We start from the raw sequence: 26,702 nt of genomic DNA, 5'->3' as shown, positions 1-26,702 counted from the left end.
TCGTTGAGCATCTTCTGGCCCTGCCGGACTTTGGCGATGACCTGCTCGGGGGTGTGTCTGCGTGCCATGATTCGTGAATTTCCTCCTGTGTCCATTCTCGGACACGAAACTCACACAAACACTGGACTACTCTCTGGGGACCCAACCAGGTTGGTCCGGATGGAGTCGAGAGTGGAGTTGTTTGCGCGGATCCGACGGGATGCCCGTGTTGAGGGTTTGTCGGTCCGTGCGTTGGCGGCCAGGCACAAGGTCCACCGAAGAACCGTGCGTCAGGCGTTGGAGTCAGCTGCCCCTCCGGAGAGGAAACCGCGGCGGGGTGTTGCGTGGCGATTGGAGCCGTTCAAAGCTGCGGTCGACCAGATGCTTGTCGACGATACGGCTGCGCCACGTAAACAGCGGCATACGGCACGCAGAATCCTAGAGCGGCTGATAGAGGAGAACGGGGCGACGGAGCTCTCGTATTCAACCGTCCGGGATTACGTGAGGGTCCGCAGGGCGCAGATCGATGTGGAAGCCGGCCGCCGAGTCGAAGTCTTCGTCCCGCAGGAACATGCCCCTGGTGCTGAAGCTGAGGTGGATTTCGGCGAGGTCTTTGTCGTGCTCAATGGCGTGAAGACCAGGTGCCACATGTTCGTGTTCCGACTGTCGCATTCTGGTAAGTCCATCCACCGCGTTTATCCGACCCAGGCCCAAGAAGCATTTCTCGAGGGACATATCGAGGCTTTCAATGAAATCGGTGGAGTCCCGGTCAAACACATCCGATACGACAACCTGACCAGCGCAGTTACCTCGGTGTTGTTCGGGCAGGGCCGGAACAGGCAAGAAAACGACCGGTGGGTGCTATTCCGCTCCCATTACGGGTTTGATGCGTTCTACTGCCAACCAGGTATCGCCGGGGCTCATGAAAAGGGCGGTGTCGAAGGAGAAGTGGGATGGTTTCGCCGGAACCGGCTCACTCCGATGCCCGTGGCGGCCTCCTTGAACGAGCTCAACGAGAGGATTAAGGACTGGGAATCCCGCGATGAAAACCGCCGGATCAACGACAGGATCCGCACTATCGGCGAAGACTTCGCAGCCGAACGCTCCCGGCTGAATCCGTTACCGGTGGAAGGGTTTGACCCTGGGCTAGCGTTGAGCCCGAGGGTCGACCGGTCATAAATGATCACCGTGAGGATGGTGAAGTACTCCGTCCCTGCACGGTTCATCGGCCGGAGGCTACGGGTGTCCTTACGCGCCTCTGAGGTTTTGGTCTTCGACGGGCGCCTGATGGTCGCCAGACATCAACGGATCGCAACCCGGACCGGATGCTCCGTCCAGTTGGACCACTATTTAGAGGTCTTGAAGACTAAACCCGGTGCGTTGCCTGGGTCCACCGCTCTGGCACGGGCGAGGGAGTCGGGATCGTTCACGACCGCCCATGAGGCCTTCTGGGCCGCATCCCGCAGGGTCAATGGTGATGCCGACGGGACGCGCGAACTGATCGACGTCCTCCTCTTGCACCGATGCATGGATCCTCTCGACGTTGAGGCAGGAATCATCGCTGCGCTCAGCGTGGGAGCGGTCAGCGCCGACGTTGTTGCGGTTGAAGCCCGACGCCATGCCGCAGCAGCTGTTTCCTCGGGTGGGGCCACCTCGGACCGTCATCACGGTGATCACGGTGAGGTGAAAATGCAACGAGTTGTCAGCCTGACCCAGCGCCGGCTGACAGACCCCGCGGCGGTGATCGCCGGCCTGCCACACGATAGCCGGCCCTTGCCCTCGGTCAATGCCTATGACGAATTGCTGGCCAAACGCAGTAAACACACCACCGAAGCGGGAACAGCGTCGAAGGAGAACATCTCATGAGTCCAACAGCCCCGACAGCCACCATTACCCCGACGCTGCGCCGCAGGCGCGGCCTTACCGAACAAGCAGCAATCGCGGCCGTGGACCAAGCTTGCCGCCGCCTGCGGCTGCCCACGGTGAGGGCGGTCCTGGAGGAAGCGCTGAGCGTTGCCCGGAAAGAGCAGCTGTCGTATCAGGGGTTCCTGGCTGAGCTGCTGCTGGCCGAATGCGACGACCGTGACCGACGTTCCTCGATCCGCCGCGTCAAAGCAGCAAACTTCCCAGGGACAAGTGGATTGGAGACTTCGATTTTGACGCGAACCAAAACATAAATCCCGCAACGATCCACACTCTTGCGGCCGGCGACTGGATCCGCAAAGGCGCTCCCTTATGCCTTATCGGTGACTCAGGGACCGGCAAATCCCATCTGCTTATCGGCCTCGGCACCGCTGCTGCAGAGAAGGGGTACCGGGTTAAATACACCCTGGCCACCCGCCTGGTGAACGAACTCGTCGAAGCCGCTGATGAAAAAATGCTGGCCAAGACCATCGCCCGGTACGGCCGCGTGGACCTGCTTTGCATCGACGAGCTGGGCTATATGGAGCTTGATCGCCGTGGTGCCGAGCTGCTTTTTCAAGTCCTCACTGAGCGGGAAGAAAAGAACTCCATTGCGATCGCCTCTAACGAGTCATTCTCAGGCTGGACCAAAACGTTTACCGACCCGCGTCTCTGCGCCGCGATCGTGGACCGCCTCACCTTCAACGGCACCATCATCGAAACGGGCACAGATTCCTACCGACTCGCCCACACCATCGCCCAACATCCATAACCATCAACGCGACGTGACAGTCAACCGTCCCGATTGGATGGTTTCGCGCTGACTCCCTCTTGCGAGCAGTACTGCACTGATTGTGGCTGTGAGGAGCAATGATTCACGAAGTTAGATGGCCAAAGGCAGCAGTAGGGGCTGTTCGAGGTCGAGAAGAACGTCGCCGAGGTTAGGCCCGGTAGCTGTGAGTATGGCCCCGCTGGAGTAGCAGAATGCACGCGTTTTCGGGCCGCCTTCCCTCCAGAGGATGATTATGGCGGGCAGCAGGTAAACCCAATGATGCATCCAGCTCACGGGTGAAACCACGCAGGCGGTGAGGCCCACCAGGATCACTGCCTGGGTGGTTTTACCGCGACGGTGAACGCCAACGGCAGCATATAGACCGAGAGCGGCAAGGCAGACCGCCAACAGGAGTGCCGGAAATGATCTCCATTTGCCCACGGCCGCCAACGCCCCATGGATCGAATTGTTGCCCGATGTCGCGAAGAAACCGTCCAATGAAACCCTGTCAGAGAGATTCCATAGAACGTGGGTGATGAAGTCCCAGCTCATGTCGGGATAGACCAGGAACGCAAAGAGCGTTGCCCCGACGGCAGCCAGTGAGCTCCCGAGAGCAGCTCGTTTTTGTCGGGAAACGATCAAACAGACGATGAACAAGGCAGGGGTCAGTTTTATGGTTGCGGCGAGCCCTACCAGCACCCCGGAAGGTATTCGCCGGGAAAGACCGCTTTGCTGTTGCCGGCACATATCGAACAGCACGAGTGCCATGAGGAAGACGTTGCTTACGGACGAGGTTCCCCTAGGGGGCCACGTCAAGCTTGGTGTTGCTGTGTTTGGAATGGAACCGTTAGGTCCGGGGCGTGAATTGGACTTGGATGTGCTTGAGCTCAGTGCGGGGAAGCACAGCGGTCACCACGCCGCCGCCTGCGAGTTGGGCTCCGATACCGTAGACGAACGGGTCCGTATCGACCTCTGCACCGGGCATATCGACTCCGTTGATGACGGTCCTGGCCTGGCTGTTGACCATCCGGCCTGTAACTGTGGGGGCGTGCTGGTCCCACGGGTTGCTGCCCGGCCAGAGCTCTTGCCGATATTGGTTCATGAGGATGTGGTTGACATGGTCAACCAACAGGCTTCGAACCGAAAAACGCTCGGATGAATCGCGGTGCCAGGTGGTTCGCACGGCCTCCTCAAGTTGCGGGTAACGCAGGCGCTCCACGTACTCGATCAGCCAAGGGGGCCGCGGCCATGGCGGAACTTCCTCGATCGATCTGCGTGTCTTCTCGTTGAGGTCCGCGAGGTTTACCGGGTCTGAGCGGTCATCCGGGTTTCGCCAGAGCGTATAGGTGATGCTCGCCGTCATCTCGTTGTACCCACGATCATCTTGGCCATAGGTCACACCAACGCTGTCGGTGTCCTCCAACGATGGTTGAGGCGCGAGCCCCATCACCGGAATGGGCATCAGCTTTAGGCGCTCGGCCCATCCGGCCCGCGGGTCAGGAGCGTCTGAGGGGAGAATTCCGGCCACTCGCATACCTCGACTATGAACCACACGAGGGTACCTGTAAATGGGAATTGGGTTTCGGCCCCCCCAATTGTCCAGGCGAAGATTCATCCGGCCGTCGGCCCTATTCTGGTGAAATAGGGTTTTACTACACCGTTGCGGCTATCAGTTGCCCTAGGAGATGCAGACATGGTTGAACGTCATTCGCTGACTGTTCCCGATCTCGTTGGGCAGCCTGTGCACATTGCAGAAGAGAGTGCGGCGAACATCGGGTTTGGTCTCGCAGCCGGTGACCCTGACGGGTCCGGGGCTTCGCACGCGTACATGGCCGAGGCCGTTCTGGGTGACCTCCCAGGATCATTCACCAGGGTCGGTTCTTAGGTGGGGGAGCCAAATCAGGATTACTTTCGTGGAGGACGGTCAAGCCCGAAGCGACGTGCGTACGCAGAAGGGCGGGTCGCCCCCCTCACTCCACGCAGAGGCTGAGGACGACGGGTGAGCGCAGTTTGAGGGAGCATGACTGTGGGGCTGATTCGATGGAATCAGCCCCACTATCTGGCCTATTTACCCAAAGGCGAAATTGGGTCCGTCTGACCAGCACACTGTGCCATCGACAAGGATGACCGAAGCGGAGTTTGAGCCCCACGGAACACCTGCGATTCCCGGCCCAATGACATTGCCTATGGCGCCTTCCCAGCTCTTGTTACCCGAGGCAGGGCCCGGGCCGCTGGTGGACCAGGAGTTCCCGGTTATCGCTCCTGTGGCGTATACCGTCCAGCTATGTTGGTAAGCGGCCCCGTAGACAGTAAAGCCTGTCTGGAATACAACTACATTGTTGTCGACCTTTGCGCCCGAGAGCCAGGAGTCACCACAGACCGTCAATGCCGCTGAAGTACGGGCACTTTTTGGTTGGCCGCGCGGAGCTGGTCAGCCCGCTCGCGCTGGGCAGCGGCGGCGGCTGTTACCGGTACGGACTCCTGAGAGCCATCGGCGTGAGTTACGATCTTGAAGCCGTTTGCCTCGGCCACCTCAGCGTCATACCCAGCCACGACCATGGGCGTGTAGACGGTAACGGACTCAGATGTCGCGGTCGGCGCTCCGGTACCTGCATTCGCTGCCGTGACCGGGTCCAACCACAAGAATCGCTGCCGTCATCATTGCGGTAAGTATTCTTGCCTTTAAGGATCTTGCCTGCATGTAATCCCCCTCTTACGCAGGGGATTACGTAGCTTCCCCCAAAGCTAAGCCCGCGAAAGACGCGGTCTAGCCCAAACTTTATCCCAGCTTTCTGGAAGGTCAATAGTGAATACTGGCCAATTCTAAATAGCTTGGATTTATCAATGCTTCGGGTGGATACGGCGTCCAGTGCGGCCGCTGGAGGATCGAGCCGGGTATCGCTGGGCGACCATAATTTCGTTGATCCCTCTGTCTTGGCTTCTCGCCAAGGGGAATATGGCTGGGTGCGTTCTTTAAGCCGCTGACCCTTTGACCCGGTGTTCCCTCGCAAGAGACTGATCGATGAGCCCTTAATCCTGGCATCCGGGCGCATAGCTCCACTCTCGACTCCATCTGTGTCTTCCCCGTTGACCCCCCGGTAGGGGTGCTATGCCGTGAGACCGTCCGGTCCCGCCACCACCGCTAACCGGAAACCTCTACGAGGTGGGGCCACATATAGCCGCCATGGTGGGGCCAAAAATACTTGACATGATCAAACGAGACTAGACGGCAAAACCAAGCACTCCCACGAATCCCAGGAATAAGCGAGGGTTGTTCCGTGCGGGGTGTCCCAGCTGCAAGGAAGTGGGACGGCCGGCTTTGTTCCCCATGCCCTTAGTGTCCGGGAAACCCGAAAAGGTTTCACGGCGTCGAGAAAACTTCTTGCGCGATTTTTGACGGATTTTTCTTAGTCAAGGCAACGCTGGCATTGCGAGGTACACAGTCTTGGCTCTGGTGTTGTCGGTATTCCGGATTTTCTCCTCGAAGAGGCGCAGCATGAGGTCTATTCCTTCAATTTCTCCCCTCCAGCCTTCCACGACGGCTCCGGTGGGCCGGGACAAAGCCAGCGCGAACTCGCGGATTTCCTCAGCATTGGTCGTTGTGGCCGCGCCGCCAAACGCAGAGCAGCACCTTCTTTCAGCCACTCCCTCACGGTTTTTGAAACGCCGATAGTGGAGATTCCATAAAGCTGTATTCAGCAGGCGGAGTTGCTGGCGGCACCAGGAGGTCCGAAATAGCGTGGCCGAGGGGCGCTAGATAAGGCGTATGGTCCTGCAGTCTAAGCACAAGAAGCCGGTGCTTCTCAACCGCGATTGTCCAACAGCCTGTTGGACAATCGGGTGGCCCTTTAGAGTTGACGCGTCGCGGTAAACCTCTCGCGGATCCTAGTTCAGGGCACGCTGGTCGGAGCTATTGAGTCTTTGTCCTTTCGAGGATCAGTTGAAGGGCAGTGCCTTAAAGGCGGTGTCTTTGTTCATGTTCCATCCGGCGACGAGGCCGGAGCCGATCATTTGGTCGCTGAGGCGGGCGAGGCGGTAGGCGGGGTCGGTGTCGAGGGCTAGTGGAGGAATTGGTGGGCTTTGCTGCCTCTGCCTTCCCACCAGTTGATGTAGCCGATCGCCGTAAGGACCGGTGCTGCATGTTCTGCGCTCGTGCGGGTGTAAGCGTGCAGGAGCAGTTGTTGTGCCCATTCGATGCGTGACATTTCGGGGCGGTTTGGGTTTGGGCGAAGAGAATTTGCTGCATGGGTTCGTCGACTCCTGAGATGTCTGCAAACAATCGGTCACGGATGGCCGGAAACTGCAGGTTAGCCACTAAGGCGTGGCAGTGGTCGTCGTTCGGGAAGGACTTGGAATCGAGTATGTCTGACCAGAGTTTTCGGCCTTGCTGGAGCGCGGTGTCGGTCGCTTGCGACCTAATGGTTTCCATGTAACGTTCGACGGCGGTCGCTTTGGCGGCTTCCTGACCAGTGGTTGGCAGGGTGATGCGGTCGCTGGGTTCAACAATGCTGCCGCGGTAGATGAACTCGGCGTTGATCGCGCTGGTCTGGGTGGAGCTGACGGGCAGGGCAAGGCTGGTGCCGGGTTCGCCGTCGTAGGGGGAGAAGGTTTCGTCGCCGACGAACAGTCCGTCCCGAATAGTGATGCCCTGTTCCGCGAGCACACCGGTCAGGGCCGCGATCGTGCCGGCATACGGTCGGGCCTGTCCGGGCTGATTGGTTTCGCTGGTGTAGACGGCGAAGAGGATGGATGTGGCGGTGGTGTCGCTGGTGAGGTAGTGGGCGACGGTGCGTGCGTAGGGGAGTTCCTGGCCGGGTTGGCGGGGCAGGTCGATGCGCAGGGTCGCGCCGATGCTGTTCTCGTTCAGGGTGATGCAGACCAGGCTTTCCTGGGGCCAGAAGCCCAGGGTGTGGCCGATGAAGCTGAGGACATCTGATGGTGTTGTGATCGTGAGCTTTTCCATGATCATTGTTTCCCTTCACCCTGGTGTTGCCTTGATTTTCTGCGGTTGTTGGTTTTGGGCGTCGTTCTGGTAGGGGACCACCCGCTGGGTTGAGGGGCCGGAGTGCAACTTGGGGAACCGGCGCCGGGGCGAAAACTTCGTCCGGGACCAATGCGTTGGTCTTTCAATGCAGAAGTTTTCGGTTCCGGGGTCGGCGCGGTAGCGCCCTGGTTGCGCGGAGGACCCATCCAGCGATCATGGGACATAGCAGAATGACAAGCAGTTCGTAGTTCTGCCTGTCCCTCGACGGCAAAGAGCCATGCGGCATGACCTACTCGGCGAGCCAAATCAGTCAGGACAAAGAAGAACCGCATCCCTTCCTTTCGGGATGCGGTTCTTAGGTTGAACGCTTCAACGGGGCGAAAATGGGGGGGTGTGAACATTGTCCACACTTTGCGTCTCGGACTGCCTTGTAGAGACTGCTTATTGCTTCGAATTCCGCATGTTTCCGCGGTTTCCCAGTGTTTTCAAGGCCCGGAAGATAGTTCGAGTCCCACCTCGGGCACAGTGTATTCCCTCGTCAGAGGCGATTTTGCTTTGACGTGTTAACAAAGCTTGCGGTCGCGTCATCTGACGGGTTGGGTCGCGGGCTGTGGCCTGGCCCCCGCGGGGCCTGTTCAGGTGTGTGGGGTGGCGGGTTCAAGTCCCTGGCTGGTGGGCCTTCCGCCTGCTGTGGTGCGGTTAGATGCTTCCTCGTTTCGGTTCTGTGTGGTGGGCGTGGTTGTCCAACACCTATTCATGGTCCGAGGTGGCGGGTACAACATGACGTAGCCGCCGTTGGTACGGCAATTTTCTTGAAGGGCTCCTTGCAACCGCCGCCGGAGCCGTATGCGCTCGATTTGTCCTGCCAAATTGGGTGTGGACAGTGTCCACACTTACGTCTGCTTTATGAGAGTCCCTGCTGGCTAGGAGCACGGAAGGGCATGTCGGATCAAGGGCCCCATGTGGCGCCCTGACTGCGGCGGGGAACGGCCCAGTGAAGAACAGAAGGATAAAGGCGAAGCAGGCTTGGCTGCAGGTCGCACAAAATTGTGGGGGAGCGGGCCACTACGACGCCCAGGAACGGGCTCCGCCTTCTGACACACCGAGTGCTTGGACCAAGCGGCGGGGATTGGGCTTACGGTCGTCCCGGCTCGAGAGACTCCGCGCTGCAATTTGCAGTGATCGGGACCCGACGGGGTCAACGTTGCGCTAAGACAGAAGTGGCAGGGTTCGATCCAAGAGCTTTTCCAAGACAACGTGGGAAATGAACGACCACACCTCATTCAAGCCCTGCCTGACGTCCGGCCCCAACATGACAACCAACATGGCCACGGCAGTAGAGACTGCCGAAGATTCCGCTGCCGCCACCACGGGCAGTATCCCGACAACTGCAGAAATGAGTCCGACCCGATACGGGTTCAGGCGCACCGTAGTCGCCAATTGGCGCGAACTGATCGCTGGGGACACGGTGGTTCTCATTGCCCGAAACAAGGACCGCATCGAAGGCACCGCCGACGCCGTTACAAAAAATGGAGCATTCCTCTGGCTGCCCCCGGACGCCTTGCGGGCCAGACAGGTTTATTACCACTCAGATGGCTACATAGTCCTCGTAGATCCGCGCGCGGACTAAAACGCCCAAGCCCCACAGCCAGAGCGCAAAGGAGAGAAGACCTGATGGCCTCCAATCTCTGACCACAGTTAACGGCAAAGCAGCCCCGCTCAGACGCAACAACGTCGACACGGACCAGATCATCCCGAGAAACGTGGGTCCCGTACCGGTTTACTGCACGGTGGAGGTCCGTGGCACGACAATCGAAGTGGACGCAATCGCCTCACGACACCGCGGCCGGGAGAACGAGGCAGACGCCTTGTGGCGCTGGCTTCAAATGGCAGATCAGCGAGCTTGAGCGACCTTACCGGTAAACGGAATCGTTGGGGGGAATTTTGAAAGTGATGTTCGGATGAATTTCCCTCGATACTAGTTGCCGCCCTGGTGTTGTGACTTTCGGCGAAAATTGCGGCTTGTTCACGGCGCTATTTGTCGCACACACTGTCCGGTGAGGGATCGGCTTAAGGGCACCTCTGACCCGTTGAATTAACGACGCACTAAATAGCGCGGAGAGATGCGGATCGATGCCATGACGATCGACCTTATGCGGCTCGCGCGCGACCAGATCAACGCCCATCGGGCAACATCGACCTGAGTTCTTCTGCACGAGAAGCGCTGCGCAGGCGCTGGCGTCGGGTAAAACTTCTGGCCTGCATATCTAGGACTGCCCGGCTGTCCACCGCTCCCACGCCCAACAGTTGACCCACCCGACGAATCGCTTCGTCCACGTCCCCTGAATCCTCAATCACCTGAAAGACCTCGTCGCGCCGATCCATCGCCTGCATCAAAGCTTCGAGGATCATCAATTCTTCCCTGTGGCGCTCATCTTGATCCATATTGCGATTCTTGCATGACAGGCAGTCTGCGAAATGACTCCGTGCCGTTAGGGGATCGGCTTACGCAACTGCCGTTGAGCTCCTGCGCGAGTACCAGAGCGATAACAATAGGGCTATACCCCAAAGGAAGAACAGGGGATCCCACAACCATGCGTGGCCAATCATCGCGTTGAGGTCATACCCACCTGCAGGCCGAACCACACCTCCAAGAACTGCACCGCTGACTAACGTGTTCACGCCCCCGTAGACGACAAGGAGCAGTCCGCCGGCCCAGCTCACGGCACGCCAGAACCTCTGCCGGGGCATTCGCCCATACGCGACGGCCACGGGGATAGTCGCTGCCAGCAACTTCACTACCGCAACAACTCCGAGCCCTAGTCCTGCCTCGAGGGGGGCTTCGACGGACAGCTGGACTGCCCATTGACCAACCGTGGCTAAGAGCCACTGCCCACCCAGGGCCCAGTACAAGCTGAACCCGGCATGCACAGTACCGGCTATGCAGGCCAGCCACACCAAAGATCGGCTGCAGGACAGCTTCCTTTCAGGCGTCACCTGGATCACTGTAGCCAATGGCCGAAGATCGTTTCAGACGGGGCACCGATTGCCGATCCTTCACCGCTCCCAGTACGACTCACGGATGAATAGTGCTGCGGCTTTAGTCGTGTTCAGCGTGCAGGGTTGCATCTGCATCGGTCTCAACCCATCGGGTGAAGGTGGTCGTGAGGTTAGCCCGAGTGGGCGAGGCACAAAATGGGCCGACCTCGGCACTTGCTGTTTCATCCAGAGGAGCAACGCGGATGAGCCGGAAAGACTCATCCCCGGCGCGGGCCCTGATGGTGACGGCGTTACCAGCCCTGCTCAGCCGCACTGTGATTTCCCGATTGATCCACTCAGGAACAGGTTCCACCGACCAGTCGGAAACCCCATGCGTTACGACCGCCCCAACCTGGGGGACTCCGTCGGACACCTCCACGCCGGCCTTGATCCAAGAAAATTCCGAAACGTGAAGATAGATCCCCGCCTGGTCGAACTGCTCGGTGTAATTCAGAAGGAATGAAACCTCCACGGCCCCCTCAGCGGGCAGCGGTGCCAACAGGGCATGCGCACTGTCATGGACGAAGCCGTACGAGGTGTGCCTCCACGCGTCACTGTTCTCGGCTGCGGTTACCCGCAGAGTCCGACCATCAGCGACGACACGCACGGGCGGGTTGCGCCACCTTCCCCGGTCCCAGGAATCGTGTAATTCCTTTATCATTTGTGTCACGTCAGATCCCCTAAGTCGATCGTTCAGTCCGTAAGCCCTATTCAAGCAGTGGCACACCCAACACGACGGCGATTGCCCGTTGATCGATCCGGAACTGGCGGTGAAGGCGGCAGCCTTGTTGGAGTCGGTCGACTGGTTCCATCCACTCATTGATGGGAACAAACGGACGGCGTGGACGCTCATGGTGCTGCTGCTGTGGATCAACGGTTACCGGCATGGCTTCACCACGGATGAAGGCTTCGACCTAGTCGTCGGAGTCGCCGCGGGCACCATCGACTTGCTGGACTCTGCCGCCGAGATTTCCAGGCATCTGGTGCCCCGGTAGTCCTCCAGTGCCCCCGAAAGGGGGTATGGACAAAGTCCACGCTTTTCGTCTCGTACTGGGCCAAACAGCCTTCGGTCTGGCCAGGATTCCGCATGTTTTCGCGGGCTCACGGTCATTTCAAGGTTTAGAAGACAGTTCGAGTCCAACCTCGGGCACAGTGTTTCCTCAGGTCAGAAGGGTTCTGCTTTAAAGTGTGTACAAAGCTTGTGGTCGCGCTCTGACGCTAGGTTCGCGGGCTGTAGCGGGGCCTCCGCGGGGGCCTATTCAGGTGTGCGGGGTGGCGGGTTCAGGACCCTGGCTGGTGGGCCTTCCGCTTCCTGTTACTGGGTTCTTGCGTTTCCTCGTTTCGGTTCTGCCGGGTGGGCCGGTATTGGCCTACACCTATTCATGTGCCGGGGGAGCCGGGACAACATGACTGTTCCGGACCTGCTTTAGGCGCTGCCGCATGCCGGTCTGGAGGACCGCAGGAAAGGATGGCCTGCGTCTTTTGTCCTATCAAAGAGGGTGTGTACAGTGTCCACACCGATACAGACCGGGCTGGATTTGTGGGAGCGGCGCCGGCGCGGACGTGGCGGCCGAAGTCCTTACCGACGTCGAGAAGCGCCCTTAGATGCTTGCCGCCTGACGGTCTGCGGAGACCCTTGTGAGGAAGTCCTCGACTACGGCCGCGAACTCGTCAGGCCGTTCGATCTGCGGCATGTGTCCGGTCTTGGCGAAGACGTGCGACTCGGCGCGGGGCAGCGCCGCGGCGGCCGCTTCAAGGTGGCTGAACGGCAGGATGTGGTCGTGGTCGCCCCACACCACCAGCGCCGGAACGTCGGACGTGGCGAGCGCGCCGATCAGAGCGGTGCGCCACTCGGCCCGGACACCGGAGACCGTTCCCAGGTCGCGGGCGACGTCGAGCAGCGTCCGGCGGTGCGCCTCCCGCTGCGACAGGGCGAGCGCGTGGCCGATGCGGTCGTCCGTGACCAGCGATTTGTCGTAGAAGAGCGACTGGACGGTCCGGCGTGATGCTTTCTCGTGGGGCCGCAGGAGCAGGGCCGCGAGCGGGCGGACCGACAGGAGGCGAAGGACCAGTGCCACTTCCTTGCCGAATCCGGCGCTGTTGGCCAGCACGAGCGCGGAGACGCGGTCCGGATGGTCGGCGGCCAGCTTCATGGCTACGGCACCGCCGAGTGAGTTGCCCATCACGGGCAGCGGCCCGGAAACCCCGACGGCGTCCAGGAAGGCCGGCAGGATCCCGGCCAGCTTCGCGAGCGTCGTCTTGCCGGGGAGCCGTTCGGAGTACGCAAAGCCGGGAAGGTCGATGCTGTAGACCGTGTGGCGGTCCGAGAGCCGCTCGTGCTGTTCGTTCCAGTCCTCGAGGCTTTGGCCGATGCCGTGCAGCAGCAGGACCGGATCCCCGCTCCCGGTCTTCCGGTAGCGCAGGCGTGTCCCCGCGACGGTGACATGGCCCGTTCCCGGCAGCGCGAGGGGATCCCGGGCCGGGGCCGCGGGTTGCCGTACGGTTTCCCGCACCGGCTGCCCGCGCCGGCCGAACCGGACGTGGTCGGTCAGCCTGCCGGCCCGGAGCAGGGCGAAGTCGCGGAAGTAGTTCTGGTGCAGCCGCCACGGCGAGCTTGCGCCCTGCCGGGGCAGCTGGTCGGCGCCGCGGAAAATGTAGCCGGCCTTCAGGTCGATCAGTGAGGACAGCGTGCCGTTGGCGACGTCGGCGGGTGCCACGGGTACCACCCACTGGAGGTTCCGGCGGTCGAGCTGCTTGATCAGCCTGCAGATGTAGCCGGCCACCAAGTCTGCCTTGAGGGTCCAGGACGCGTTGGTGTAGCCGATGGTGAGGGCGAAATTCGGCACACCCTCCAGCATCATGCCCTTGTAGGTGAGGGTTCTGCCGACATCCACGGGCTCGCCGTCGACGGAGAGCTTCATGCCGCCGATCACCAGCAAGTTCAGTCCCGTGGCCGTGACAATGACGTCGGCAGGCAGCGATGTGCCGGAGGCCAGGTCAATCCCGTCCGGGGTGATCCGGGAGATCGTATCGGTCACGATTTCGGCAGTGCCGGCACTGATGGCCCGGTACAGGTCCCCGTTGGGGATCGCGCAGACCCGCTGGTCCCACGGCTGGTACGACGGGGCCAGGTGTGTGTCCACCGGGAAGCCCGCCGGCAGTTTGGCTACTGCCGACTTGCGCAGGATCGCCTTCATCGTCTCGGGCCGCCGTCGGCTGAGCTGGTAGGTGAACATGGAGAAGAGAATGTTCTTGGAGCGTACGACGTCGTACGCCAGTTGCGCGGGCAGCTTGCCCCGGAGGCGGTCGGCCAGGTGGTCCCGCGCGGGCACGGGGGCGATGTAGGTGGGGGAGCGCTGCAGCATTGTTACCTTGGTCGCCGACTTTGCCATGGACGGCACCAGCGTCACGGCCGTGGCGCCGCTGCCGATGACCACCACCTGCTTTCCCTCATAGTCGAGGTCGGCCGGCCAGTGCTGCGGGTGGACGATCGTTCCGGCAAAGGTGTCGGCCCCGTCAATGGCCGGGGTGAAGCCCTCGTCATAGCGGTAGTAGCCGGAACAGACGGACAGGAACGAGCAGGTGAAGGTGACCGGCTCGGGGGAGGAGGCGGTGTCGCCGGACCGGAACTCGCCGCCGGAGGTGTGGACCGCCGTCACGGTCCACAGTGCGGTTTCGCTGGACCATGCGGCGGAAACGACCCGGGTGTTCAGTTGGATCCGCGGTGCCAGGTCCTCGTCGGCGACCGTTGCCTCGATGTACTCGCGGATGGACCCGCCGTCGGCGATCGCCTTGGCGCCGGCCCAGGGCCGGAAGGAGTAGCCGAGGGTGTACATGTCGCTGTCGGACCGGATCCCGGGGTACCGGAACAGGTCCCAGGTCCCCCCGACGGCGCTCCGTGACTCCAGTACGGTGAAGGTTTTTCCGGGTACCTCGCGCTTCAGCCGGCTGGCGAATCCCACGCCGCTCAGCCCGGCGCCGACAATCAACACATCTACGTGCACGCTCATGCCGCCAAGTTATCGACTTAATGTTGAGATAGTCAACACTGTGTTGATAACCGAGGCTAGGATTGGACGCATGGTTCAAAGAGGAAGACGCAGCGCGAGGGTTTCGGGGGATGAGCGGCAGGACGCAATTCTGGTGACCGCGGAGGCCCTCCTGGCCAGCCGTGCCTTTGACGACGTCTCCATCGAGGACCTGGCCCGGGGTGCCGGCATTTCGCGCCCCACGTTCTACTTTTACTTCCCCTCGAAAGACGCCGTCCTGCTGGCCCTGCTGGACCGGGTCATCACCGAGGTCGAGCACCGGGTGGGGCACCTGCCGCGCGATTTCGAGAGCGACCCCTCGGGCGCGTGGACCCGTTCCATCGGAATGTTCGTAGAGGTATTTGTCTCGCACCGCGCTGTGTCGACCGCCGCCATCGGTGCGCGCGCCCGCAACGACGAGGTGCGCGGGCTGTGGTCCAGATCGATGCAGTCCTGGGTCGACTTCTCAAGCGACGTCATCCGTGCCGAACAGGCCCGCGGGGCCGCGCCGGCGGGCATCGACGCGCACGACCTTGCGGTGAGCCTGAACCTGATGAACGAACGGGTCATTACCGCTGTCCTCAACCGGGAGAGTCCCGCCATCGCGGAGACCTCCGCCCTGGACGTCCTGTCAACCATCTGGATCCGCAGCATTTACGGGTCCGACAACCCCGGCAGCCGCTAAGGCCCGCGCCGAAAGGAAACCACAATGCCCTCCATCAAGACGCTCACCGTGCTCGGCACCGGTGTACTCGGCTCCCAGATCGCCTTCCAGGCGGCATTCCACGGTTTCGCGGTCACCGCCTACGACGTCGACGAGGACGCGCTTTCCAAGGCGCGGGACCGTTTCACCCGCCTGGCCGGCATCTACCGGGCACAAGTAGCCGGCGCCTCCGGGAGCAAGACCGAAGCAGCCCTGGCAAACCTCCGCCTCACCGCAGACCTCGGGGACGCCGTCGTCGACGCGGACCTCGTGATCGAAGCCGTTCCCGAACTGCTGGAACTCAAACGGGACGTCTACCGCAAGCTCGCGGAGCTGGCGCCGGCGAAGGCCATCTTCGCGACCAACTCCTCCACCCTGCTGCCCAGTGACCTGAAAGACTGCACCGGACGCCCGGACCGCTTCCTCGCGCTCCATTACGCCAACAACATTTGGGCGCAGAACATCGCCGAGGTCATGGGCACCGCGGAGACTGACCCGGCGGTGTACGCCGCCGTCGTCGAATTTGCCCGGAACAGCGGACTGGAACCGATCGAGATCAAGAAGGAGAAGGCCGGCTACGTCCTGAACTCGCTGCTGGTTCCGCTGCTGAACGCGGCCGCCGGCCTGCTGCTGCAGGGCGTCGCTGACCCGCACACCATTGACAAGACCTGGCGCATCTCCACCGGGGCCCCGAGCGGACCGTTCCAGATCTACGACGTCGTCGGCCTCACCACCGCGTACAACATCGCCTCGGCCTCGCCGGATGCCGGCTCCCAGGCATTCGCCCAGTACCTGAAGGAGCACTACATCGACCAGGGCAAGCTGGGCGTCGCCTCGGGGGAGGGCTTCTACAAGTACTGAGCCGCGGACCTTTAGTGCTGCGCGCCGAGGAGTCATCGGGCGGCCCGCTGCTGACGGTGCCAATCTTCACCCTTGGGTCCACTGGATTACTGGCCGGTGTAGATGACCTTGATCCTGGGCCTAGTCACGCCGCATCTGAATGGTGACGTCGTAGGAGTCTGATCCTTCGGCGGATTCGTCGATGCAGAGCGACTCTTCGCTCGTGCCATCGAACGCTTTCCTGACGCACCCCATGTACCGCCCCGACAGCGGGCCGGCTTTTTCGGACTTCATGCCGAACCTCCCAGCCACCTCATCAAGGCTGACCTTGTGGTCCACGGTCCATCTGGCAGTCAGCCGCAGGCAGGAGGTGTCGATGGAGAGACAGCCGGGATCGACTTGGGGGTTCTGGCGGTAGACCTCGACCCAGCCTTTCTGCGGAATCTTGTCCGCCCGGGCCATCATCGCCGCGGCTTTCTCGGCCTGGGAGCCGCCACCGCCGTTGATGCCCTGCACGAGGGCATTACAGGCCGTGAAACCCAGAGTGCACGCCAGGGCTACCACCAGTACGATTCCACCGACGATCCAGCCTGTTTTGCTTTTCTTCTTTTGCGGTGGCGACCCCTGCCACCTGGCCTGCGGGGAACCGTAATACGGATGGTGCTGATACGGAGCCGACTCCGTGTAGGTCAGCGGAGGGCGATTCGGCTGCGGGGGATACGGCGGCTGCTGCTGGTCGTGATTCATGCCGGGGCCTCACTGAGGACAAACCCAGGCCCTTTGCAGCCATCTTTGCTGCCGTGTCTTCGACATGACAGATTGCCGGTAAAAATCACGCGTCCCCCAATGTGTTGATCTCCGGGTGATTCTACGGCTGGGCCGGGGGCTTTCGCTGACAAGTGGCCGGATTATTCTCCAGGCGACGCGCGATGTCTTTCAAGCCACCGGCAGATCCTTCGCAGCTGCTGTAAGGCTTGAAGTAGCATTGCCGACAACTGGCCAGTTATGGGAGGGAGCTGTTCATGCACTACGTGGTTTTGCAGGTGATCCTCAAAGAGAAGCTGTGGGGAACCGGTTCAGGCAACCTGACCGAGTTGGAGAAAACAATCAACGCTCAGGCCGCAAGGGCTACCGGCTCCATACGATCACCACGTCCAGCAGCGGGAGCAAGGGACTTGGCGGCGGTGACCGCATCCAGGCGACCATGGTGTTCGAAAGCCTTCAGTAACGCCGGTCGCGAGCAGCGCCGCTTCCGCGAAGTGGAACAGCAGTAGGTAGGCATTAGAAGGACTGTAGGCGGCTCGGCGATGGGCCAGAACTGTTGTCTGGATCCTGCTTGCACTCGCTTCGACGGTCCTGATCGCCTACGGAATCGTACGGGCCGGGTGGCACATCTGGCTGCAGCCGTCTGGTCGCATGTCCACGGCAACCCTGTATGGGTGTCCGTCTGCGTTGGGCTGCCACCTTACTTCCGGGGACGGATGAGCCGTTCGATCCAGGAGCGGTGCAAGGCGGGAGCCTGGGGCATCGAAGTGACGATCGGGCCGCCCCACCCGTCGTAGTCGCCGCCAAACCGCTGGAAGACGGTCAGTACCTCTTTGGTGAATCCGTCTACGGTATCGCCGTCGATGGCGCTGACCTTTCGGGCTTCAAGGAGGACGTTTCCCCCATCGTCCGCGATTTGCGTCTCGTATCCCGCGTTGGCCAGTTCCTCGCTGGCGGCAACGGCTGACTTCCTGTCCGGGAATATGCCGCTGTGATCCACCGGCCGTGGTGCAGCCAGGTCATCATTCATCGTGCGGCGCTGCTCCAATTGCTGAGCTGACAGTTGCTTCTGATGGGCCAACTGCTCAGGGAGGGTCGTCATGGTGCCAACAGTATGCGTGGTGGTCTCAATTTTGCAGGCACAACGCCGTCTTCTCGTATGGTCAGCGGAGCTCTGCGGACATGGCTTTCCGCGCCAGGCGGTTCGAGATTCCTGCAGATTGGAAGCAGGTTCAGAAGACTTTCTGTCCTATGCGATTTCCGCAGCAGTACCGGGGCGGAAAAGTCGTCACCCTGAGCATTGACAAGACACACCCGGGATCGTCCGCAACCCTGTCGGTGCCCGGGAGGACCATGGAGGCATGACAGCTCCAACAGTGGACGCAGCCATCCATGAGTTGATGGATCTCGCCTGGAATCTTGTCTATGACCTGCTTGCTGAGCGCGGCTTGCTCGGTCAAGGGTTGTTCGTGGAAGAGTTCACCGGAATACACTCCTGGCTCCACGGGCCCGTGCGGTACACCGTGGTTCACTCCCTGGACGTTGCAGTGCTCTTCGTGGACACCCGGCCAGTAGATGCCATCGCGTTCCACCACGACCTGCTGGGCGCTGACAACCCGGCCAGCTTCTTCACCCTGCCCGGCTGACTGGACATTTTCCATGGCCTACAAAGCAGAGAGCCCGGAAGGCTTTTAGCCTGTGGCGTTGGGAGTGAAGTAGTTGTGCACGTCGAGGAAGGTCATCTTTGGTGGTGCGGCGAATCCCAATTCCATGCTCAGTGGTCCCATAGTGTCCCGGGCAAAGGCATCGAACTGCTCCCGGCTTTCCCAGACATCCGTGACCTGGAAGCCGTTGTCGGTCGCCGTTGCCCAGTGGGAAATGAATCCCGTGGGACCAGGGCCTCCGGGTGTCAGTCCCATCTTCTTGTTGATCGCGTCATACTGTTCGAGGGTTGATTCGTCGAACTCCATGATGATTGCTACCGCCATGACCTGCTCCCGAGTCCATTTGTTGTTCGGAGTCCCGCGAGCAAAAGATTAGGCCCGTCCTGCCGGCCCGGTCGAGGGGATATGACCCCTGCGTTGCCCTCTTTTTTTCGGCCAACAGGGGCCGGGTCTCTGCCTCGTGTGCGGAGTTGGAGAAGCGTGTAGGGCACGGCAGCGTGTGCGCCCCCATGGATCAGTTAGCAAGGATGCGTTCCACGGACCTGCCAGTACAGGCGGGAGGGAGATGGCGACCAAGCCGGCGGCACTCCCGGCGGCGGGCAGGTCCTGGGGAGCGGGCCCCGACGCTCACTTTTGCGTGCGTTGGCGGTAGTGCCGAGGGGTTTCTCCGGTGTCGTTGAGGAAGTGTCGGTTGAAATTGGAGAGGTTGGTAAAACCGACTTCATAGCAAATGTCTGACACCGCTTTATCGCTGCGCTCGAGCAGGCGCCGGGCATGTGCCAGGCGCAGTTTGCGGACGAGGTCACTGAAGTTCTGGCCGGTGGCGCGCTTAAAGTACTTGGAAAAGGTGGGCTCCGGCATCCCCACCAAGGCAGCAGCCTCGGACATCCGGACGCTGCCGGAGTGGTTGCTGAACACGTACTCCAGGACAAGGTCGACGACGGCGGCGGCCTGGCTGTCCAGCTGCGGCCTGAACCATTGTTCCGCAAGGTACCGGCGGTCACCTTCCGGCGCCGCGCCAAGGAGGGCGAACAATTCAAACAGGTGCTGGAGGCGCTCCAGGCCGGTGGTCCGGCCCATGGCCTCAATGGCCTCCGCCGCCGCCACTGCGGTTTGTCCCAGGAATTCGATGCCACGCGCTGACTGTTCGAGCAACGGACGGACCTCAGCCAACTCGGGGACCAAGGCCGACGCCTGCTCCACCCACTTCCCGTCGAACTGGATGACAGCGTCCCGGTTCTCCAGCACTTCGCCCGGCTCCAGGTCGCTGACCCAGTCGTGCGGCAGGCCAGAACCCACGATCGACACGTGGCCGGCCTCAAAGGTGCCAATGTGGTCGCCGACGATGAATTTTCCGGCGCCCTTGCGGATGAGGTGGATCTCGTATTCAGGATGGTAGTTCCACCGCGCCAGTGGGCTTGGGTAGCTGTGCTGGTGCCACCGAACCGAGTGGTTGGGATCCGGGGGAATCACCTCCCGGTTGGCCCGCATGCCCACAAGCCTTTCGGCCAGCCGGGCAGCCGCCTCCTCGGCATTATCCACTGTGGCCATGGCAGTCTCCGCGCGTCCGGTGGTTATGAATTCTGGACGGCATCCCCTCCGCCCTAATCAGGGTACCGGCTGCTGAGGCTTATCGAATCGGAAAATAAGTATCAGAAACGGGCAACGGTGACGCTAGTTGTGGCACATCCCGCACACCTACTGTTGAGGAACAAGAGCACGGCACCGGGATCCCGGAGGCCAGCCGCACACTAGACCGGCACCCTGACGCAGCAGTCGGGTGCATCTGCCCTGATTCTTCCTGAAGAACAAAGGAGTCCTTAATGCGCCCGAAAACGCGCGCTGCCGTCCTGTCCGCCGGAGCCCTCTGCATCGCTCTGGGCGCCACGGCCTGCGCGGGTGCCGGCGGAGGCAATTCCGCCGGCAACCCCAACAGCATCAACGTCCTGATGGTCAACAACCCCCAAATGGAGGACCTGCAGAAACTCACCGCTGACAACTTCACCAAAGAAACCGGCATTAACGTCAACTTCACGATCCTGCCGGAGAACGACGTCCGGGCCAAGATCAGCCAGGAGTTCTCCAGCCAGGCCGGTCAATACGATGTCGCATCGCTGTCCAACTACGAAATCCCGTTCTATTCCGCCAACGGCTGGCTGGCACCGCTGGACAGCGTGGCCAGGGACCCCGGCTTCGACCAGGCGGATATCCTCCCCGCCTACACTGCTTCCCTCACCGGTACGGACGGCAGGCTCTACGGCGAACCGTTCTATGGTGAATCGTCCTTCCTGATGTACCGGAAGGACATCCTCGAGGCCAAAGGTCTCACCATGCCGGACAAACCCACCTGGGACCAAGTGGCCGACATCGCGGCGAAAGTAGACGGCGCAGCACCCGCCATGAAAGGCATCTGCCTGCGCGGCCAGCCCGGCTGGGGCCAGGTCTTCGCGCCCCTGACCACAGTGGTGAACACCTTTGGCGGCACCTGGTTCGACAAGGACTGGAATGCCCAGGTCAACAGCCCGGAGTTCACCGCCGCCACCGAGTTCTACACCAACCTGGTCCGCCAACACGGTGAAGCAGGAGCCGCCCAGGCAGGCTTCACCGAGTGCCTGAACAACATGAGCCAGGGCAAAACGGCCATGTGGTACGACGCAACCTCGGCCGCGGGTGCCCTTGAAGCCGACTCCTCTCCGGTCAAAGGCAAAATCGGCTACGCCCAGGCTCCCGTTAAGGAGACCAAGTCCTCGGGCTGGCTCTGGACCTGGTCCTGGGCCATGCAGGCCGCCTCCAGGAAACAGGATGCCGCCGGGAAGTTCGTAGCCTGGGCCAGCTCCAAGGACTACGAACATCTCGTGGCATCCAGGCTCGGCTGGGCCAAAGTCCCCTCCGGCAAACGCGTCTCCACCTATGAAAATGCGGAATTCCAGAAGGCTGCCCCCTTCTTCACCGCGGAGCGGTTCGCCATCGAGAACGCCGATCCCAAGAACCCCGGCACCCAGCCGCGACCCGCCGTCGGAATCCAGTTTGTGGGCATCCCCGAGTTCGCTGCCCTGGGCACAAACGTTTCGCAGGGCGTCAGTTCCGCCATCGCGGGGCAGGGCACGGTGGCGGACGCTTTGGCCAAGGGCCAGGACGCCGCCCAAAAAATCGGCAACAAGTACAAGTAGCACCAACCGAACCGCAGGAGAATCCCATGACTACCGCAACGGCGCGTATCTCCCGACCGGGACACACCGCAGCCAAACCCACACGACGTGCGCCATCCCGTGAACGCGCCATGGCCTGGGCCCGGCGTGCCCCGCTGCTCCCGGCCTTGATCTTCCTCATCGTCGTCACCCAGCTTCCGTTCGTGGTGACGCTGATCATCTCGTTCCTGAACTGGAACAGCCTGAGCCCGAACAAGACAGCCTTCGCCGGCCTGGAAAACTACGTCATTGTCCTCACCGACCCCGACCTCCGCCAGGCCATCTTCACTACCATCGTCCTCACCGTCTCCGTGGTCCTGGCCAGCCTCCTCATCGGGCTGGGCCTGGCGCTGCTGCTGGACAAGAAGTTCATCGGCCGCGGACTGGCCCGAACCCTGCTGATCGCGCCGTTCCTGGTGGTCCCCGTGGCCGCGGCACTGATTTGGAAGCACGCGCTGCTCAACCCCGCTTATGGCCTGGTCAACGGCCTCCTGACCTGGCTCTGGTCCCTGTTCGGCAGCACCGCGCCGCCGCAGCTGGACCTGCTCTCCCAGGCACCCCTGGCCGCCGTCGTCGTCTCCCTCGTATGGCAGTGGACCCCGTTCATGATGCTCATCCTGCTCGCAGGACTGCAGTCCCGCCCCATGGACACCGTGGAGGCCGCCCAGATGGACGGCGCCACCCCCTGGGCCATCTTCCGGCACCTGACCCTGCCGCACCTGCGCCAGTACCTGGAACTCGGCGGCCTGCTCGGCGCGATCTACATCGTGCAGAACTTCGACTCCGTCTTCACCCTCACCGCAGGCGGCCTGGGCACCGCCAACCTGCCCTATGCCATCTACCAGACGTTCTACTACGCCAACGAATACGGCCTGGCCTCCGCCGCCGGCGTCGTGGTGGTCATCGGCACCATCATCGTCGCCACCTTCGCCCTCCGGACCGTCTTTTCACTCTTCAAGAAGGAGGCAGCACGATGAGTACCCTCACCCCCGCCGCATCCCAAAGCACCACCTGCACCAGCCCGCGCAGCACGGGGACACGCCGCGGAAAGTCCCGCATGGATCCGACCCGCAACAGCACCGCCGCTGGGATCGCTGCGTGGCTCCTGGCCCTGCTGTTCGCGTCACCTGTGGTGTGGATGATCCTGACCTCCTTCCACTCGGAGACTGACGCGGCCACCAACCCGCCGTCGGTTGCCGCCAACCTGACCCTGGACGCCTACCGGGAGTTCTTCGGCGAAACCTCCGGCGTCAGCCCGTGGCCGTCCCTGATCAACTCCGCCACGGCCTCCATCCTGTCCACCGTCCTGGTCCTGGTCCTGGCCGTCCCCGCCGCCTACGCGCTGTCCATCCGGCCGGTGAAGAAGTGGACGGACGTGATGTTCTTCTTCCTGTCCACCAAGATGATGCCCGTGGTCGCGGCGATCCTGCCGCTGTACCTCTTTGCCCGCAGCGTGGGGGCCCTGGACAACATCTGGTTCCTGATCCTGATGTACACCTCCATGAACCTGCCCATCGCAGTCTGGATGATGCGGTCTTTCCTCGCCGAAGTGCCGGTCGAAATGCTGGAAGCCGCCCAGATAGACGGCGCCGGGCTACTGTTGACGCTTCGCAAAGTGGTGGCACCCGTTGCGATGCCCGGCGTCGCCGCCACCGCACTGATCTGCTTCATCTTCAGCTGGAACGAACTGCTCCTGGCCCGCGTCCTCACCGGCGTGGTGGCGGGCACGGCCCCGGTGTTCCTTACCGGCTTCGTGTCCGGCCAGGGCCTCTTCCTCGCCAAAGTCTGCGCAGCCGCCGTCGTCATTTCCCTGCCGGTGCTGTTCGCCGGCTTCGCTGCCCAGGACAAGCTCGTCCAGGGCCTCTCCCTGGGCGCAGTCAAGTAACCTGCACACCGCTTCGAAAGGATCGCTCCGATGACAACTCCCACAACCCGGCTCCGCCCACATGCCCATGCGAAACTGCCCGCGACCATGCGCGCCAACATCCTCAAAAGCCAGGGCGACATGGCCATGGAAACCCTGCCCCTCCCGCAGCTCGACGCCGACCAGGTCCTGGTCCAGGTCGCCGCCGTCGGCGTCTGCGGCAGCGACGTCCACTACTACGAGCACGGCCGGATCGGCCCCTATATTGTGGACCACCCGCTCATCCTGGGCCACGAACTCTCCGGCAGGATCGCCGCCGTCGGCAGCTCCGTTGACCCCGCCCGCATCGGCCAGCGCGTCGCCGTCGAACCCCAACGGCCTTGCCGTACGTGCAAGCAGTGCAAGGCCGGCCGCTACAACCTGTGCCCGGACATCGAGTTCTACGCCACCCCGCCGGTCGACGGCGCGTTCGCCGAGTACGTGACCATCCAGTCGGACTTTGCCTATGACATCCCTGACAGCGTCAGCGACGAGGCCGCGGCCTTGATTGAACCTCTCTCCGTGGGCCTCTGGGCTTGCGGACGCGCAGAGATCAAGCCCGGCAGCAGGGTCCTGATCGCCGGAGCCGGGCCCATCGGCATTATCGCCGCCCAAGCCGCCCGCGCCTTCGGCGCCACCGAAATCTACATCTCCGATATCGCCGAGGACCGTCTCGCTTTCGCCCTCCAGCACGGCGCCACGCACGCGCTCAACGCGAAGACCGACAGTGTGGAAGGGCTCGACGTTGATGCGTTCATTGACGCCTCCGGCGCACCCCAGGCAGTCCGCGCCGGGATCACGGCAGTGGCACCCGCCGGCCGCGTCATCCTTGTGGGGCTGGGAGCTGACGACGTGGAGCTGCCCGTCTCCTACATCCAGAACCGGGAGATCTGGCTTTCTGGCGTTTTCCGCTACACCAACACCTGGCCGCTGGCCATCCAGCTGATTGCTGACGGGAAAGTGGACCTGGACGTCCTGGTCACGGGCAAATTCAACCTCGCCGAGTCAGAAGAGGCACTCAAGGCGGGCAAGCAGCGTGGCCAGCTTAAAGCCGTGGTGTACCCGGGCCGCTAGATCCATGCTCCCGGGACTGATGAAGAGAACTGCGAGGAAGCAGCCATGACCGATACCGGACCCACACCTGCGCGCCTGCCGGCTGAACGGGGAGTCAGCGTCACCGTCCTTGGTGAGTCGCTCGTCGATGTCGTCCGGGAAGCCGGAAGAACAACTCCGGCCCGGGTACACCCGGGCGGGAGTCCCCTCAACGTGGCAGTCGGGGTGGCACGTTTGGGCTTTGCCAGCAATTTGGTGACGCACTACGCCGATGACGAGTACGGACTCATGATCGAAGAGCACCTCCAGTCCAACGGCGTCACGGTGATCAGGGGCGGCAGCGCACCGACGTCGTCGTCCACCGCAAGGTTAGGTGCCGGCGGTGCCGCCACTTATGCGTTCGACATCAGCTGGGACCTGGCGGGGGCAACATTGCCTGCATTGGCCGCCGTCGAGACTTCCTCCCATGTGCACGCAGGATCAATTGGGGCTCTACTGGCGCCAGGGGACCAGGCCGTCCTTGGCCTTCTCGAGGCGGCGGGGGAGCGGGCAACGATCAGCTACGACCCCAACTGCCGGCCGGCCATCAGCCCTGATGTTGCCGCAGCCCGTATCCGGGCGGAACGGTTCGTGGCGGCCAGCGACATCGTCAAGGCCAGCGACGAAGACCTGGCCTGGCTGTACCCCAACCGCAGCCCGGAGGAAAGCCTTGCAGCCTGGCTGGAACTAGGACCGTCCGTTGCAGCCTTGACCCGGGGCGCCGCTGGCCCGGTGATCATCACCCGGCGGTGGCGGGCTGAAATGCAAGCGGAACCCGTCACCGTGGCTGACACCGTGGGCGCCGGCGACTCTTTCATGGCTGCTGTCATCGCCGGCCTTGCCCAGCTCGGAACGCTTGGGGCAGCCGGAAGACGCCGCCTGCAGACACTGGGCGCGGACGAGCTCCGTGCCCTGGCGACCTATGCCAACCGGGCCGCCGGGATCACCTGCTCCCGGCCGGGAGCCAACCCTCCCCAGGCCGCTGAACTGGGACCGCTGTCCGCCGCAGCACCAGTGCAGTGACTTGGGCTGTGCGTGTGAGTGTTAGCGCAGAACCGCGCCCCTTTATGCGGTGGGGGTTTTGAGTTGCGGGTAGAGCTCCACGATGCCGGCGCTGAGGCCGGCCTTGACGCGTGCTGATGCCTCGTCGGCGAGCACCTCGTATTCGCCGGCTTCGAGGGCGTCGAAGACCCGGCTTACCAGGACTGCGGGCGGGAGCTTGGGGTCGGTCGTGTGCGCGGCCATCGCGGTGTCCACCCATCCGACGTGTACCCCGAGGACGTGGACGCCCTCGGGGGCGAGCTCGAGCCGCAGGGCGTTTGTGGCTGACCACAGGCCGGCTTTGGAGACGCTGTAGACGCCAGCCGTTGCGTACCAGCTTAGGAGCGAGTGGATGTTGACCATCGCTGCTGCTTCCTGTTCTTTGAGCAGGGGTGCGAAGGCGCGGGCAAGGCGGAGCGGGCCGAAGAAGTTGGTTTCGACGTTGGAGCGGATGTCGTCTTCCGGCAGGGTGAGCAGGCTGGCGCTGGCGGGGGAGGCGCCGGCGTTGTTGATGAGCACCGTAATATCCGGTGCTGCTTCTACCGCTGCCCCGATGGAGGCAGGGTCTGTGACGTCCAGGGTGAGGGGGATGATGCGGTCGTCGTCCCAGGTGCGCGGGTGGCGGGCGGTGGCGTAGACGTTGGCGGCGCCGCGGGCGAGAGCTTCGCGGACGAACTCTGTTCCGATCCCACCGTTTGCGCCGGTGATGAGGACGATTGCATTGTTGAGGGAAGTCATGGCTGGTTGCCTTTTCTATGAGGGTGCCCGGGTACTGAGGAGTTCTGCCGCATAAGGCAGCGCT

The 26,702-nt window shown here is 62.2% G+C and carries 24 protein-coding genes and 2 pseudogenes; 13 read left to right on the top strand and 13 right to left on the bottom strand.

Annotation, left to right across the window (positions count from 1 at the left end; translation table 11 throughout):
* Positions 1-159: 159 nt before the first annotated feature.
* Positions 160-1,845, top strand: a pseudogene (gene istA, locus AC1DIP_RS17395) (IS21 family transposase).
* Positions 1,842-2,653: pseudogene (gene istB, locus AC1DIP_RS17390) on the top strand (IS21-like element helper ATPase IstB). Before istA ends, istB begins: the two co-directional pseudogenes overlap by 4 nt.
* A gap of 111 nt (positions 2,654-2,764) precedes the next feature.
* Here istB and AC1DIP_RS17385 read toward each other — a convergent pair.
* The 4 genes from AC1DIP_RS17385 to AC1DIP_RS17370 all read right to left on the bottom strand — a co-directional run bounded on the left by AC1DIP_RS17385 (position 2,765) and on the right by AC1DIP_RS17370 (position 7,616).
* A complete protein-coding gene (locus AC1DIP_RS17385) occupies positions 2,765-3,421 on the bottom strand; it encodes a glycosyltransferase 87 family protein (RefSeq protein ID WP_476210784.1) in 657 nt (218 codons plus the stop codon).
* Between the two features lie 79 nt (positions 3,422-3,500).
* Positions 3,501-4,187, bottom strand: a complete 687-nt coding sequence (locus tag AC1DIP_RS17380) for a hypothetical protein (RefSeq protein WP_463961823.1) — start codon at positions 4,185-4,187, stop codon at positions 3,501-3,503.
* A gap of 1,877 nt (positions 4,188-6,064) precedes the next feature.
* Complete coding sequence (locus AC1DIP_RS17375) at positions 6,065-6,298, bottom strand: hypothetical protein (protein ID WP_476210785.1); 234 nt, start codon at positions 6,296-6,298, stop codon at positions 6,065-6,067.
* A 310-nt stretch (positions 6,299-6,608) separates the two neighbouring features.
* Positions 6,609-7,616, bottom strand: coding sequence for a DUF4192 family protein (locus AC1DIP_RS17370; RefSeq protein ID WP_476210787.1), 1,008 nt, complete (start codon positions 7,614-7,616; stop codon positions 6,609-6,611).
* A 1,285-nt stretch (positions 7,617-8,901) separates the two neighbouring features.
* On the opposite strand from AC1DIP_RS17370, the gene AC1DIP_RS17365 reads away from it, so the two are divergent.
* Positions 8,902-9,267, top strand: coding sequence for a hypothetical protein (locus AC1DIP_RS17365; RefSeq protein WP_476210788.1), 366 nt, complete (start codon positions 8,902-8,904; stop codon positions 9,265-9,267).
* 545 nt (positions 9,268-9,812) lie between these two features.
* Here the strand turns inward: AC1DIP_RS17365 and AC1DIP_RS17360 are convergent.
* From AC1DIP_RS17360 to AC1DIP_RS17350, 3 genes are all read right to left on the bottom strand, one after another.
* Positions 9,813-10,082, bottom strand: a complete 270-nt coding sequence (locus AC1DIP_RS17360; protein WP_476210790.1) for a DNA gyrase subunit A — start codon at positions 10,080-10,082, stop codon at positions 9,813-9,815.
* 60 nt (positions 10,083-10,142) lie between these two features.
* Entirely contained in the window at positions 10,143-10,568 is a 426-nt protein-coding gene (locus AC1DIP_RS17355) for a DUF3995 domain-containing protein (protein ID WP_477734488.1), read from the bottom strand.
* A 169-nt stretch (positions 10,569-10,737) separates the two neighbouring features.
* Positions 10,738-11,337, bottom strand: a complete 600-nt coding sequence (locus AC1DIP_RS17350; protein WP_477734487.1) for a DUF1349 domain-containing protein — start codon at positions 11,335-11,337, stop codon at positions 10,738-10,740.
* 88 nt (positions 11,338-11,425) lie between these two features.
* Between AC1DIP_RS17350 and AC1DIP_RS17345 the strand changes: the two genes are divergently transcribed.
* Positions 11,426-11,671 carry a type II toxin-antitoxin system death-on-curing family toxin gene (locus AC1DIP_RS17345; RefSeq protein ID WP_477734484.1) on the top strand — a complete coding sequence of 82 codons (246 nt, stop codon included), beginning with the start codon at positions 11,426-11,428 and terminating at the stop codon, positions 11,669-11,671.
* A 606-nt stretch (positions 11,672-12,277) separates the two neighbouring features.
* On the opposite strand, the gene AC1DIP_RS17340 is transcribed toward AC1DIP_RS17345, so the two are convergent.
* Positions 12,278-14,686: an alpha/beta fold hydrolase gene (locus AC1DIP_RS17340; RefSeq protein ID WP_477734483.1), complete on the bottom strand. Its 2,409-nt coding sequence runs from the start codon at positions 14,684-14,686 to the stop codon at positions 12,278-12,280.
* 133 nt (positions 14,687-14,819) lie between these two features.
* On the opposite strand from AC1DIP_RS17340, the gene AC1DIP_RS17335 reads away from it, so the two are divergent.
* On the top strand, positions 14,820-15,389 hold the full coding sequence (locus tag AC1DIP_RS17335; protein ID WP_477734482.1) for a TetR/AcrR family transcriptional regulator: 570 nt from the start codon (positions 14,820-14,822) through the stop codon (positions 15,387-15,389).
* Positions 15,390-15,413: 24 nt separating this feature from the next.
* The gene (locus tag AC1DIP_RS17330) at positions 15,414-16,268 is read left to right on the top strand and encodes a 3-hydroxyacyl-CoA dehydrogenase (RefSeq protein WP_476210796.1); all 855 of its coding nucleotides are present in this window, start codon (positions 15,414-15,416) and stop codon (positions 16,266-16,268) included.
* 120 nt (positions 16,269-16,388) lie between these two features.
* Here AC1DIP_RS17330 and AC1DIP_RS17325 read toward each other — a convergent pair whose 3' ends face one another.
* Complete coding sequence (locus AC1DIP_RS17325) at positions 16,389-16,994, bottom strand: hypothetical protein (RefSeq protein WP_476210797.1); 606 nt, start codon at positions 16,992-16,994, stop codon at positions 16,389-16,391.
* Positions 16,995-17,269: 275 nt separating this feature from the next.
* Between AC1DIP_RS17325 and AC1DIP_RS17320 the strand changes: the two genes are divergently transcribed.
* A complete protein-coding gene (locus AC1DIP_RS17320; protein ID WP_476210798.1) occupies positions 17,270-17,521 on the top strand; it encodes a hypothetical protein in 252 nt (83 codons plus the stop codon).
* Between the two features lie 191 nt (positions 17,522-17,712).
* Here the strand turns inward: AC1DIP_RS17320 and AC1DIP_RS17315 are convergent, their stop codons facing one another.
* Positions 17,713-18,114, bottom strand: coding sequence for a ribonuclease E inhibitor RraB (locus AC1DIP_RS17315; protein WP_476210799.1), 402 nt, complete (start codon positions 18,112-18,114; stop codon positions 17,713-17,715).
* 259 nt (positions 18,115-18,373) lie between these two features.
* Here AC1DIP_RS17315 and AC1DIP_RS17310 point away from each other — a divergent pair, with 259 nt between their 5' ends.
* Positions 18,374-18,658 (top strand): hypothetical protein, encoded by a 285-nt coding sequence (locus AC1DIP_RS17310; RefSeq protein ID WP_476210800.1) that lies wholly within the window; start codon positions 18,374-18,376, stop codon positions 18,656-18,658.
* A gap of 45 nt (positions 18,659-18,703) precedes the next feature.
* Here the strand turns inward: AC1DIP_RS17310 and AC1DIP_RS17305 are convergent, their stop codons facing one another.
* Positions 18,704-19,000 (bottom strand): hypothetical protein, encoded by a 297-nt coding sequence (locus AC1DIP_RS17305; RefSeq protein ID WP_477734481.1) that lies wholly within the window; start codon positions 18,998-19,000, stop codon positions 18,704-18,706.
* A gap of 303 nt (positions 19,001-19,303) precedes the next feature.
* Positions 19,304-20,227 carry a helix-turn-helix domain-containing protein gene (locus tag AC1DIP_RS17300; RefSeq protein WP_476210803.1) on the bottom strand — a complete coding sequence of 308 codons (924 nt, stop codon included), beginning with the start codon at positions 20,225-20,227 and terminating at the stop codon, positions 19,304-19,306.
* A gap of 272 nt (positions 20,228-20,499) precedes the next feature.
* On the opposite strand from AC1DIP_RS17300, the gene AC1DIP_RS17295 reads away from it, so the two are divergent.
* The 5 genes from AC1DIP_RS17295 to AC1DIP_RS17275 are packed head-to-tail and all read left to right on the top strand — an operon-like array spanning position 20,500 to position 25,882.
* On the top strand, positions 20,500-21,846 hold the full coding sequence (locus AC1DIP_RS17295) for an ABC transporter substrate-binding protein (RefSeq protein WP_477734480.1): 1,347 nt from the start codon (positions 20,500-20,502) through the stop codon (positions 21,844-21,846).
* A gap of 26 nt (positions 21,847-21,872) precedes the next feature.
* Positions 21,873-22,841: an ABC transporter permease subunit gene (locus tag AC1DIP_RS17290; RefSeq protein ID WP_476210807.1), complete on the top strand. Its 969-nt coding sequence runs from the start codon at positions 21,873-21,875 to the stop codon at positions 22,839-22,841.
* Entirely contained in the window at positions 22,838-23,749 is a 912-nt protein-coding gene (locus AC1DIP_RS17285; protein ID WP_477734479.1) for a carbohydrate ABC transporter permease, read from the top strand. The genes AC1DIP_RS17290 and AC1DIP_RS17285 overlap by 4 nt, the downstream gene beginning before the upstream one ends.
* Positions 23,750-23,779: 30 nt before the next feature.
* Complete coding sequence (locus AC1DIP_RS17280; RefSeq protein WP_476210810.1) at positions 23,780-24,841, top strand: alcohol dehydrogenase catalytic domain-containing protein; 1,062 nt, start codon at positions 23,780-23,782, stop codon at positions 24,839-24,841.
* Between the two features lie 45 nt (positions 24,842-24,886).
* Positions 24,887-25,882 (top strand): PfkB family carbohydrate kinase, encoded by a 996-nt coding sequence (locus tag AC1DIP_RS17275; protein ID WP_476210812.1) that lies wholly within the window; start codon positions 24,887-24,889, stop codon positions 25,880-25,882.
* A 42-nt stretch (positions 25,883-25,924) separates the two neighbouring features.
* Here AC1DIP_RS17275 and AC1DIP_RS17270 read toward each other — a convergent pair whose 3' ends face one another.
* Positions 25,925-26,638 (bottom strand): SDR family oxidoreductase, encoded by a 714-nt coding sequence (locus AC1DIP_RS17270; RefSeq protein ID WP_477734478.1) that lies wholly within the window; start codon positions 26,636-26,638, stop codon positions 25,925-25,927.
* Positions 26,639-26,702: the final 64 nt, after the last annotated feature.

This window comes from Pseudarthrobacter sp. 05T312, assembly GCF_056396685.1.
Note: the sequence above shows the minus strand (reverse complement) of the source record. Positions and strands in the feature narration are given on the sequence as shown.

Excerpts from the sequence above, each read along its gene's own strand:
- AC1DIP_RS17295 (WP_477734480.1), top strand. The coding sequence starts at position 20,500 with ATGCGCCCGAAAACGCGCGCTGCCGTCCTGTCCGCCGGAGCCCTCTGC.
- AC1DIP_RS17305 (WP_477734481.1), bottom strand. The coding sequence starts at position 19,000 with ATGGCGGTAGCAATCATCATGGAGTTCGACGAATCAACCCTCGAACAG.
- AC1DIP_RS17290 (WP_476210807.1), top strand. The coding sequence starts at position 21,873 with ATGACTACCGCAACGGCGCGTATCTCCCGACCGGGACACACCGCAGCC.
- AC1DIP_RS17270 (WP_477734478.1), bottom strand. The coding sequence starts at position 26,638 with ATGACTTCCCTCAACAATGCAATCGTCCTCATCACCGGCGCAAACGGT.
- AC1DIP_RS17325 (WP_476210797.1), bottom strand. The coding sequence starts at position 16,994 with ATGAATCACGACCAGCAGCAGCCGCCGTATCCCCCGCAGCCGAATCGC.
- AC1DIP_RS17320 (WP_476210798.1), top strand. The coding sequence starts at position 17,270 with ATGCACTACGTGGTTTTGCAGGTGATCCTCAAAGAGAAGCTGTGGGGA.
- AC1DIP_RS17315 (WP_476210799.1), bottom strand. The coding sequence starts at position 18,114 with ATGACGACCCTCCCTGAGCAGTTGGCCCATCAGAAGCAACTGTCAGCT.
- AC1DIP_RS17360 (WP_476210790.1), bottom strand. The coding sequence starts at position 10,082 with ATGGATCAAGATGAGCGCCACAGGGAAGAATTGATGATCCTCGAAGCT.
- AC1DIP_RS17340 (WP_477734483.1), bottom strand. The coding sequence starts at position 14,686 with ATGAGCGTGCACGTAGATGTGTTGATTGTCGGCGCCGGGCTGAGCGGC.
- AC1DIP_RS17275 (WP_476210812.1), top strand. The coding sequence starts at position 24,887 with ATGACCGATACCGGACCCACACCTGCGCGCCTGCCGGCTGAACGGGGA.
- AC1DIP_RS17365 (WP_476210788.1), top strand. The coding sequence starts at position 8,902 with ATGAACGACCACACCTCATTCAAGCCCTGCCTGACGTCCGGCCCCAAC.
- AC1DIP_RS17330 (WP_476210796.1), top strand. The coding sequence starts at position 15,414 with ATGCCCTCCATCAAGACGCTCACCGTGCTCGGCACCGGTGTACTCGGC.
- AC1DIP_RS17350 (WP_477734487.1), bottom strand. The coding sequence starts at position 11,337 with ATGATAAAGGAATTACACGATTCCTGGGACCGGGGAAGGTGGCGCAAC.
- AC1DIP_RS17385 (WP_476210784.1), bottom strand. The coding sequence starts at position 3,421 with ATGGCACTCGTGCTGTTCGATATGTGCCGGCAACAGCAAAGCGGTCTT.
- AC1DIP_RS17310 (WP_476210800.1), top strand. The coding sequence starts at position 18,374 with ATGACAGCTCCAACAGTGGACGCAGCCATCCATGAGTTGATGGATCTC.
- AC1DIP_RS17380 (WP_463961823.1), bottom strand. The coding sequence starts at position 4,187 with ATGCGAGTGGCCGGAATTCTCCCCTCAGACGCTCCTGACCCGCGGGCC.
- AC1DIP_RS17280 (WP_476210810.1), top strand. The coding sequence starts at position 23,780 with ATGACAACTCCCACAACCCGGCTCCGCCCACATGCCCATGCGAAACTG.
- AC1DIP_RS17370 (WP_476210787.1), bottom strand. The coding sequence starts at position 7,616 with ATGGAAAAGCTCACGATCACAACACCATCAGATGTCCTCAGCTTCATC.
- AC1DIP_RS17285 (WP_477734479.1), top strand. The coding sequence starts at position 22,838 with ATGAGTACCCTCACCCCCGCCGCATCCCAAAGCACCACCTGCACCAGC.
- AC1DIP_RS17300 (WP_476210803.1), bottom strand. The coding sequence starts at position 20,227 with ATGGCCACAGTGGATAATGCCGAGGAGGCGGCTGCCCGGCTGGCCGAA.